Consider the following 9,561-nt stretch of genomic DNA (forward strand, 5'->3'; position numbering starts at 1 on the left):
CCCGGCTACTCGTCGTCGTAGTCGCTGTCCGGCGTGAAGCCTGCCTTGTCCACCCGCCGGTGGAACCTCATCCCTGCGAGGCCGCCCAGGACCGCCCCCACCAGGGCCACCAGGGCAACCACAACTGCGGCGATGATGCTGGTGGTGGTCAGCTGGCCTTCGTTGATGGGGATCCGGGGGAAGCTGTTCAGGCTGGCGAGCACGTTGAACTGCTGCCCGGCCACCATTCCCAGGACGGCAACGATGATCGCGGCGATCAGCGCCCAAATCCACACCATCAGGCCTTGCTTGGCGCCGTTGAAGCGCGCCATCCGGCCGGCCACGTAGCCGCCGCAGTAATAGGAGAGGAACAGGATCACCAGCAGGACGATAATGCCCACCAGGCCTACGGTTCCGCTGTTTTGTGCGGCCTGGTTGACGGCCTCATTGACGTCCGTGTTGTTGGCCAAGCCCACGGCTGTTCCGGCCGCAGCCACCAGGGCAGTCAGCAGGACGGCCATGCCGGTGGCTGTCAGCCAGCCGAAGAAGGCAGAGCCCACTTTGATCCCGCCGAACTGTTCCTTCTCGCGCGCGACGGCGGTCTGCCGGTCCGTGAGGTTCGGGTCCACGGCGGGCGCGGCGACTGTGGGGGAGTAGTCCCGTTCCGCGTAGGCTGCAGGCCGCTCCGAGTAGGTGGAGTCCGGCCCGGCGCCGCTTGCAGGCACCTGGTCAAAAGAGCGGGTGCCCTGGCTGTCCGCATCGGCGGCGCGGTAACTTCCGCTCCGGTCGTTGTCCTCCCGGGCTCGCCGCGGAGGCAGGTTCTCTGGGTCCGTTGAGCTGCTCATGGCTCAACTCAACCATCACCGGGAAGTGATAGCAAGCGTGCTTACTATTTTGTGACCTGCGGTTTTACCGGTATTTGCGGTGCAGGTTGTCCTTCCGGGACGGCCCGGGAGAGGCATCGGCGATCCACGGGCCGGTGCCTTCGGACTGGTCCAGGACGCCTTCCTCCAGCCAGGTGTAGTCCCCGGCCAGGACCTTGCGAGTGAGCCCGGAGTCGGCGTCGTCCGTGTTCCGCCACAGCTGGTCGAAGTACTCCTCCACACGCACCCGCGCCTGTTCGCAGTAGGCTTCGGCGAGCTCGTACGCGCCCGCGGCCCGCTCCGGCGCGGTGTGCAGGAGCATTTCGGCACGGGAGCAGCAGGCGGTCATGGCGAACAGTTCGGCGCCGATGTCGACTACGCGGCCAAGGAAGGCCTGCTTCCGCTCCATCTTCGCCTGCCAGCGGCCCATACCGTAGAAGGTCTGGCGCGCCAGCCGGCGCGAGGACCGTTCCACGAACCGGAGGTGCTTGGCGAGCCGGCCAAACCCGCTGTACGAGCGCGGGTCCATGCCGGCGCCGGCCACGAGTTTGGGCAGCCACTTTGCGTAGAAGCCGGAAGCGCCGACGGCGGCCTTCGCCTTGTCCTGCAGGCTCGCGTCCATCGACGCGAGGTCGCCCGCGGCGGCCAGGTGCGCGTCCACGGCTTCACGGGCGATCAGCAGGCGCATGATTTCGGAGGAACCTTCGAAGATCCTGTTGATCCGCAGGTCCCGCAGCTGCTGCTCGGCCGGGACCGCCCGTTCCCCGCGGGCGGCCAGCGATTCGGCGGTTTCGAAACCGCGGCCGCCGCGGATCTGGACCAGTTCGTCGGCGATCCGGCAGCTGATCTCCGTGGCCCACAGCTTGGCCAGGGCCGCCTCGATCCGCACGTCTTTCTGGCCGGCGTCGGCAAGTTCGGCGGACAGTTCGAAGACCGCGTCCAGGGCGAAAGCGGAGGCGGCAATGAAGGCGATCTTTTTCCCCACGGCCTCGTGTTGCCCCACGGGCCGGCCCCATTGTGTCCGGGCGTTCGACCACTCGCGGGCAATCTTCAGGCTCCAGCGTCCCGAGGCCACGCACAGCGCCGGGATGGAGAGCCTGCCTGTATTCAGCGTGGTCAGGGCAATTTTCAGGCCCTGGCCTTCGCGTCCAAGCCGGTTGGCCCCAGGCACGCGGACCTGGTGGAACCGGGTAACGCCGTTTTCGATCCCACGCAGGCCCATGAACGCGTTCCGGTTTTCCACGGTGATGCCGGCGGAGTCCATTTCGACCACGAAGGCGCTGATCCCGCCCTTGTGCCGGGTGCCGTCCGGACCGGTGTAGGCGGGCACCACCGCCATCACCACCACCAGTTCGGCGATCACGCCGTTGGTGGTCCACAGTTTCACGCCGTCGAGGAGGTACGCCTCGCCGTCGTCCGTGGGCGTCGCGGTGCTGCCCATCCGGGCGGGATCGCTGCCCACGTCCGGCTCGGTGAGCAGGAAAGCAGTGATGGCGCCGGCGGCGCAGCGCGGCAGGTACTCACGCTTTTGCTCCTCGGTGCCGAACACCTTGACCGGCTCCGGGACGCCGATGGACTGGTGGGCCGAAAGCAGTGCGCCGAGGCTGGGGTGGACGCTGCCGAGCAAGGCCAGGGCACGCCCGTAATAGACCAGGGAGAGGCCGAGGCCACCGTAGTCGCGCGGGATCTTCATGCCGAAGACGCCAAGATCGGCGAGGCCGCGGATGTATTGGTCCGGGATCTTCGCCTCGCGCTCGATGACGCGCCCGTCCATGGTCCGTGCGAATTCGGTAAGCCGGGCCATGAACGCCTCACCCCTTTCCACATCCCCCGGATCGGGGGTTGGCCACGGGTGGACGAGGCCCAGGTCGAAACTGCCCAGGTAGAGGCCTTTGGCGAAGCTGGGGCGGTCCCAGCCGGACTCCCGCGCGGCTTCGGCCACCGCGCGGGCGTCCGCGGCGGTGGCGCCGGCGCCTATGTTTCCGGCCGGAACGGGAGTTTCCTCGGCGGGGGCCTCGGTGGACGGGGTGTCAGTTGCGGAGGTCATGGGTTATCTCCTTGGCCGGATCGGCCGCCGTAGCCATGGATCCGCCGGGTTGGAGAACCCTTTAGCTGTCCCTCAATATTACCCGCGGGTAGGTTCCGGTACTAGGGGCGGGCTGCGCCTGGAAGTCCCCGGCAACGTCCACTGTGGACGCGTGGTGGACCACCTGCTCCCATGCCGAATTGATGCCGTGCACGATTGCCAGGAGCGTGTTGGCCACCACCATCCACGTCAGCTTCCCGACGCCCAGAAGTACCAGCGCAATCAGCCCGGCTGTGAGGACGAAGGCTGCAAGGATGAGGGCAAACACCAGCGTGCCGATGAACACCAGCGTGCCTGTTTCGAGTGCGCTTATATCGAACTGCATGGATCCCCCTGTTGCGACGTTGCGACGGCGAAAAGCTGCCCTGGCCGATCAGTAGCAGAAGCACCGGCCAGTAGCAGAAGCGTAGGAGAACCTGCTCCCGGCCAGCCAGAGCCGCAACAGCTGCAAACGGCGGTTGATATGGGATCGATACAGTACCCCGCAGTAGGTCACGGAGCGGTCGCGGACACTGCGTTAACCTTGTGTGTGGCAGTTTTTGCGTCCCTGCCTGCCATCCCCACCCGCAGAACAGCCCAAGGAGAGTGTGTGCCCCGCTCCGCCAGGTCATCCGCTGACGCCATCAGCGCCCGGCTTCGGGACCTCGAACTCCTTACCAAGGGACCTGCCTGGGCGTTGACCCGGTCGGCGCCCTGGGTGATTGCCGTGCTCCAGGCATCCTTTACGCGTACCCGGCCGCAGCTGCCGCTCGAGGAGTTCCATGCCGACGTCGACTCCTTCCTTGAGGAGCTCCGCCGGCAGGACCCCGGGCTGGGCGGCGGGGCGAACGGAAAGTCGTTCGGCGACGAATGGACGCGCCGGCAGTTCCTGACCCGGCGGAACCAGTCCGGCCAGATTGTGTATGAAGTGACAGAGCCGGCCGCCCGTGTGCTCGCCTTCCTGGACAGCCTGTCCAGCGAGCGCTCCACGCTGAACGGGTCCCGGCTGGGCACGCTGCTGGGCGATGTGGAGAAGCTTGCCAACGAGACCAACCCGGACCAGAGCGCGCGCCTGGAATCCCTGGAAGAGGAGATCGAGGAGCGGCAGCAGCTGATCCAGGACATCAGCAGCGGCGACTTCGACGGGCTGCTCGACGACGACGAAGCGGTGGAGGCCGCCGGCAACATCCTTGACCTCGCTGCGAGCCTGCCCGCGGATTACAAGAAGATGCGTGACCGGATCGAGGAGCTGGTGGGCGAACTGCGCAACCAGATCATCGAGGAGTCGCTCACTAAGGGTGCCACCATGGCCCAGGTACTGGAAGCGGACAAGAGGCTCCGGCAAAGCCCCGAGGGCAGGACGTTCCGTTCATTCACCGCCTTCCTGGAGGACCCGCAGCAGCAGCTGCGGTTCCGGTCGGCGATCGGCGAGGTGCTCAGCCGGCAGTTCGCGGACGAGCTGTCCCCCGAGGACCGGGAAACGCTGAAGAACCTGGTGGCCGAGCTCCGGCAGCAGCACAGCCAGATCCAGAGGATCTACGGCAAGCTCAGCGAGAGCCTGAACACCTACGTCCAGAGCGATGACTTCCGTCAGTCGGTCCGGCTGCGCCAGGTCCTCCGCGAAGCCGAGCAGGCTATCCGGTCCATGCCCTATGAGCGCGACCGTCCAGGCCTGGTGCCCGGACCGGTGCTCTACAACGCAGGGTTCGAATCGTTGTCGATGGTGAAGCTCTTCGACCCGGACGAATTCGCTGCCCCGCCGAAGCTCGCCGACCCCATCTCCTTCACCGACTCCGACCGCGTGCGCTCGCCGAGGACCGGCAAGGCCAAGCCGGCGGTCATCCGGACGGCCATGGCGGGGGCCGCGACCCTCGCCGAGGCATGGCAGCAGCTGCCACCGGAGGAGCAGCACATCAACTCCATCCGCGCCCTCCTCTCGGAAGCGTTGCACTCGGGAGCTGAATTTAACCGCGGGGCCGTGGACGGCCTGGATTTTGAACAGATTGACGGCACCACACGCAGGGCCTACCTGCCGGTGGTCACGCTCGCAAAGGATTGACGATGACTGAAGAAATCACGACGCCGGTGGTTGAGTCTGCACCCAGCCCGGTGGTTGAGCCGGCCGAAACCCATGCGGCTTCTTTTGCCGGTGCAGTCTCGCCCCGGGACACCTTTGTGGACGGCGCGGCCCTGTTCCCCGGCGACACGGGGGTACTGCCCATGAAGGTGCGGCAGGCGCTGGTGAAGCTGCTCAAGGGGCCGTATGTCGATGGCGGCCGTGACGAGAAACTGTGGACCGTCCTGCTGGACAACCAGGTGATCCTGCGAAGCCGGCTGTCGGAGCTGTTCCTGGCCCTGCAGCTTGACCACGAGCGGAAGATCGCGGTGCTGCGTCCGGTGGATCCCGACGCGATTGGGGGGAGCGCCCGTTCGAGCATCCTGCGCCAGCAGCGGGCACTGAGCCGGGTGGAAACCATCGTCCTCCTTCGGCTGCGACTGCTCCTTGACCGGCACGTCACCGCCCAGACGGACCCCACGATCACCCGAGAGGAAATCGCGGACCTCGTGGCCCACTACCAGCCCGCCGGCCAGCACGACGCCCTCCGTGACTCGGACGTCGTCACGCGTGCAATCACCAAGCTCCTGGCCCGCCAACTCCTCCTCCCCACCGGCCTGGATGACGTCTACACCATCTCCAACGCCCTGCCCCTGGCCCTCCCCTTCGAAAACGTCGGCGACATCCCGGCCCACATCGAAGCCCTGGTAGCAGCATCAGCAGACCAGTCGGGCACAGAGCCGCTCCTGGACCTGGACGCAGATCCCGTAGGGGAGCCTGCCGCAACCGGGGATGACAACGACGACACGGAGGAAGCCAAGTGAGTATCGCGAGCATGCTTCCGATGGGTGACGTGACGAACCCCGGCCAGATGCGGCTTGCGCTGGTGCAGGTGGTGAACTGGGGGACGTTCCATGGGGCGCACACGATGCATGTGGACCGTGACGGGACCCTGTTGACGGGCAACTCGGGCGTCGGCAAGTCCACCCTGTTCGATGCGATGCTTCGGGTGTTCGATGCGCGGCCGCGGTCCAACGAGGCGGCGGCGCAGCGCTCGGGCGGTGCCGTTGAGGACAAGCGCACCACGTTCACATACATGCGCGGCAAGGTGGGCGACAAAGCGGTGGGCGAGGGCTCGGCGAGTGCCTTCCAGCGGCCCGGTGCCACGTGGTCAGCCGTCGCACTGACGTTCGATAACGCCGCCGGCACACGGGTGACGGTCTCGGCCCTGTTCGATCTGCCAAAGAACGGCACCGAGTCCAGTGTGGGCCGCTTCTACCTGATCGACAGCACGCCGCTGGACCTGGAAGCCGTGGAAGGCATTGCCGACAAGCGCTTCACCAAGGCGTCTCTGGAGGCGATTTTCCCGCACGCCCAGGTCTTCGACGTCCATAAGGCCTTCGCGGAGCGGTTCCGCCGGCTGCTGGGCATCAACTCGGACCAGGCGCTTCCGCTGCTGCGGGTCATTCAGGCCGGCAAGGGCCTCGGCGGCAGCGTGAACACGTTCTTCCGCGACCAGGTGCTGGACGCTCCGGCCACGCTGGCGGCCGCCGACGACGTGGTGGAGGAATTCAGCAACCTGATGTCCATCCGGCAGCGGCTGGAGGACGTCCGGCAGCAGCGCGACCAGCTCGCTCCGGTCCCGGGCCTGAACCGTGAGTACGCACAATCGCTCCTGGACGCCAACAGGCTGCGGGAGCTGGCCGGCGAGGAGTTCGAGGCATACCGGCACCGGCTCTCGGTCACGGTCCACGAGAAAACCCTGGCCCGGTTCAAGGAGCTGGCCCAGGCGAAGGCCAAGGAGCTGGCTGCCGAGCGGTCCGTCCGTGACGCGCTCGCCAAGGAACTGCGCCAGCTCGAAGCCGATTACAACAACCAGGGCGGCAACGCGATCTCCGCCATCGAGCAGTCGCTCGAGAACGCGCGCGTGGGCCTGAAGCTGCAACGGCAGGTCGAGGAGGCGGCGCAGCAGGCGCTGGCCGACGCCGGGCTGCAGCTTGCGTGGTCCGCGGCGGGCTGGGAGCAGGCGCACGAGCAGGCGGCGGCACGGTCGGCGGAACTGCAGGACGATTCCCAGGCCCTCCAGGAGCTGCGGTTTGAGGCGTTTGACGCCCACGCGACGAAGAAGCGCGAGCTTGCCGCGGCTGAGCAGGAGCTCGTGTCGCTGAAGACGCGCAAGTCGCTGCTGCCGCCGTCGAGCATTGAAAACCGCGCCGCGATCGCTGCCGCCACCGGCATCCCCGAGGACCGCATGCCGTTCGCAGGCGAACTCATGGACCTCGCCGAGGGGGAGGAACGCTGGCGGCCGGCCGCCGAACGCGCACTCCGCAGCCTCGCCACCACCCTGCTGGTTCCCGGCGAGCACTTCGGCGCCGTCACGCGCTACCTGAATGACCACAACGTCCGCGGCGCGCTGCGGGCCGTGGACGTCTCCAAACCGCTCGCCGGTGGCGCCTTGGCCGTGGAGGATGCGCGCGACGGCGACCTGCTCACCAAGCTGGACATCCTCGCCTCCGGTGCGGCTGCTGAGGCCGGCGCCTGGATCCGCGAGCGGATCGCGCTGGACTTCGCCTACCCCTGCGTCGAGGACCCGGACGAACTTGCCGCGCTGGACAAGGGCCTGAGCCTGGGCGGTGTGGTCAAGCGCAACCGCCACACCGTGGAGAAGGACGACCGCTTCACCAGCCGCCAGGACTATGTGCTCGGCTTCGACAATGCTGCCAAGCTGGAGCTCGTCGCCGGCCAGGTGGAGGACCTCCGGCAGGAAGTGGCCAAGGCCGCCGAGCTCGCGCAGAGCCGCGAGGACTCGCACCAGGGCATGAACCGGCAGCTGGACGCCCTGCGCCGGATTGCAGGGGACGACCGCTCGTGGGAGCAGGTCTCGGCCGCGGTCGCATCCGATGAGCTGGCCAGGATTGAGCAGCGGCTCAAGGACGCCCTGGCGGCCCAGGCCGACCTGGAGCCGCTCCGCGCCACCATTGAGGAAGTGCGGCAGAAGCACCAGTCCAGCACCGAGTCGGCCGCCGTCCTCCAAAGCGAGTACAAGGCCCTGGACCGGCAGCTGACGGTCGCGGATTCGCTGCTGGAAGGTGCCCGGGAACGCCTGGCTCAGGCCCCGCCGTCGGACGCCACCGTTGCCGCGCTGGAACCGTACTTCGCCGACTTCGGCGACGTGACGGAGATGCACGAGCTGGATAACCTGGCCAACCGGGTCCGGACCGCGCTGCTGGGTGAACTGCATGCGGCCGAGTCCCGCGGGCAGGCAACCGCCGAGCGGCTGACCCGGATCTTCGAGGGGTTCGTGCGCGAGTGGGGCAGCGCCATTTCGGCGGACCACGGCACCAGCATCGGCGCAGCCGGCGAGTTCGAAAGCCGTTACCACGCCATTGTCAGCGACGGCCTGCCCGCCCAGGAGGCCGAGTTCCGGCAGTTCTTCAACCAGCGCACGCACGAGTCCTTCAGCACGCTGCTGCACCTGCTGGACGAGGAACGCCGGTCCATCACCAGCCGGATCCTGCCGCTGAACGGAATCCTGTCCCAGGTGAACTTCCATGAGGGCAGCTACCTGGAACTCGACATCAAGCAGACCCTGCCGCCGACGGCCAAGCAGTTCAAGGACGCCATCCAGAACGCGCTGAAGGCGCGCCACACCCGGCCCGCCAAAGCGGAGGCCGGGCGGGCGGACGGCACCGAGGAACGGGATGAGGACGCAGAGCTGACCGCCCGCTACAAATCGTTGGAAACCCTGGTGAAGCGGCTGGGGTCGCAGGCTCCGGAGGACCGGCGCTGGCGCGCGGAGGTCCTGGATGTCCGCGGGCATTTGTTCATCCAGTGCAAGGAGCACCGCGAGGTTACGGGGGCCCGTGCAAACGGGAAGAACAGCGGCAAGAAGACCGAGGTGTTCATGCATGCCGATACCGGGTCGATGTCCGGCGGTGAGCGGCAGCGCTTCACGGCGTTCATCATGGCAGCTGCCCTGAGCTACCAGCTGGGCATCGCCGACCAGGGGTTCACCACCTACGGCACCGTGATGATGGATGAAGCCTTTGTCCTGGCGTCCGAGGAATTCGCCGGCGCCGGTATCAAGGCACTTCACGAGTTCGGCTTCCAGCTGCTGCTGGCCGCCCCGGAGAACGTGATCGACCTGTCCCGGCACCTCGGTTCCGTCACCGAAATCCTGCGGGACCGGCGGACCAACCGCTCAGGCGTCCTCACCGCTCCGGTCATTAAGCCCCGGCCGGGCGAGGAAGGAGCCTGGCGGTCGGAGGCGAACCCGGTGGACATCGTACTGCGGTGAAATAACTGCAATTCGCGGAATATAACAAGTTGATGGATTTATTGCCCGGGCTCTGGTGGCCTGTGTTTTTGGTATGCCACTCTGGGCTTCACCAACTCACCCCGCCAGAGTAATTCCCATAGGTACTGCGGAACGCTGGGTCCGCATTGTTCCCCAAGAGAACGACGGCGTCCTCTTGAAAGGCCCTTCCAATGCGTCCAGCACAACGCTCGTCCTTTTTCCTTGCTGCATCCGCCGCCGCGGCGCTGTCCCTCGCCAGTTGCGCAGCCGGCACTCCCTCGGGCAGCGGGGCAGGTCCGGC

At 67.0% G+C, this 9,561-nt stretch carries 6 protein-coding genes; 3 read left to right on the forward strand and 3 right to left on the reverse strand.

Translation table 11 applies throughout. The features are described 5' to 3' along the window. Positions 1 to 5: 5 nt before the first annotated feature. The 3 genes from ACYQ1Z_RS19175 to ACYQ1Z_RS19185 form a co-directional block, all read right to left on the reverse strand. Positions 6 to 824, reverse strand: coding sequence for a TIGR04086 family membrane protein (locus ACYQ1Z_RS19175; protein ID WP_459794139.1), 819 nt, complete (start codon positions 822 to 824; stop codon positions 6 to 8). Between the two features lie 64 nt (positions 825 to 888). Continuing rightward, positions 889 to 2,889, reverse strand: a complete 2,001-nt coding sequence (locus tag ACYQ1Z_RS19180) for an acyl-CoA dehydrogenase family protein (protein ID WP_459794140.1) — start codon at positions 2,887 to 2,889, stop codon at positions 889 to 891. Between the two features lie 61 nt (positions 2,890 to 2,950). Continuing rightward, positions 2,951 to 3,253: a hypothetical protein gene (locus tag ACYQ1Z_RS19185; protein ID WP_459794141.1), complete on the reverse strand. Its 303-nt coding sequence runs from the start codon at positions 3,251 to 3,253 to the stop codon at positions 2,951 to 2,953. 264 nt (positions 3,254 to 3,517) lie between these two features. Between ACYQ1Z_RS19185 and ACYQ1Z_RS19190 the strand changes: the two genes are divergently transcribed. From ACYQ1Z_RS19190 to ACYQ1Z_RS19200, 3 genes are read left to right on the forward strand one after another with little or no spacing between them, the layout of a single operon-like run. Further along, entirely contained in the window at positions 3,518 to 4,966 is a 1,449-nt protein-coding gene (locus ACYQ1Z_RS19190) for a DUF3375 family protein (protein ID WP_459794142.1), read from the forward strand. Positions 4,967 to 4,968: 2 nt separating this feature from the next. After that, positions 4,969 to 5,787, forward strand: coding sequence for a DUF4194 domain-containing protein (locus tag ACYQ1Z_RS19195; RefSeq protein ID WP_459794143.1), 819 nt, complete (start codon positions 4,969 to 4,971; stop codon positions 5,785 to 5,787). After that, on the forward strand, positions 5,784 to 9,260 hold the full coding sequence (locus ACYQ1Z_RS19200) for an ATP-binding protein (protein WP_459794144.1): 3,477 nt from the start codon (positions 5,784 to 5,786) through the stop codon (positions 9,258 to 9,260). The genes ACYQ1Z_RS19195 and ACYQ1Z_RS19200 overlap by 4 nt, the downstream gene beginning before the upstream one ends. Positions 9,261 to 9,561 lie beyond the last annotated feature (301 nt).

This window comes from Arthrobacter sp. AD-310, from assembly GCF_054656615.1.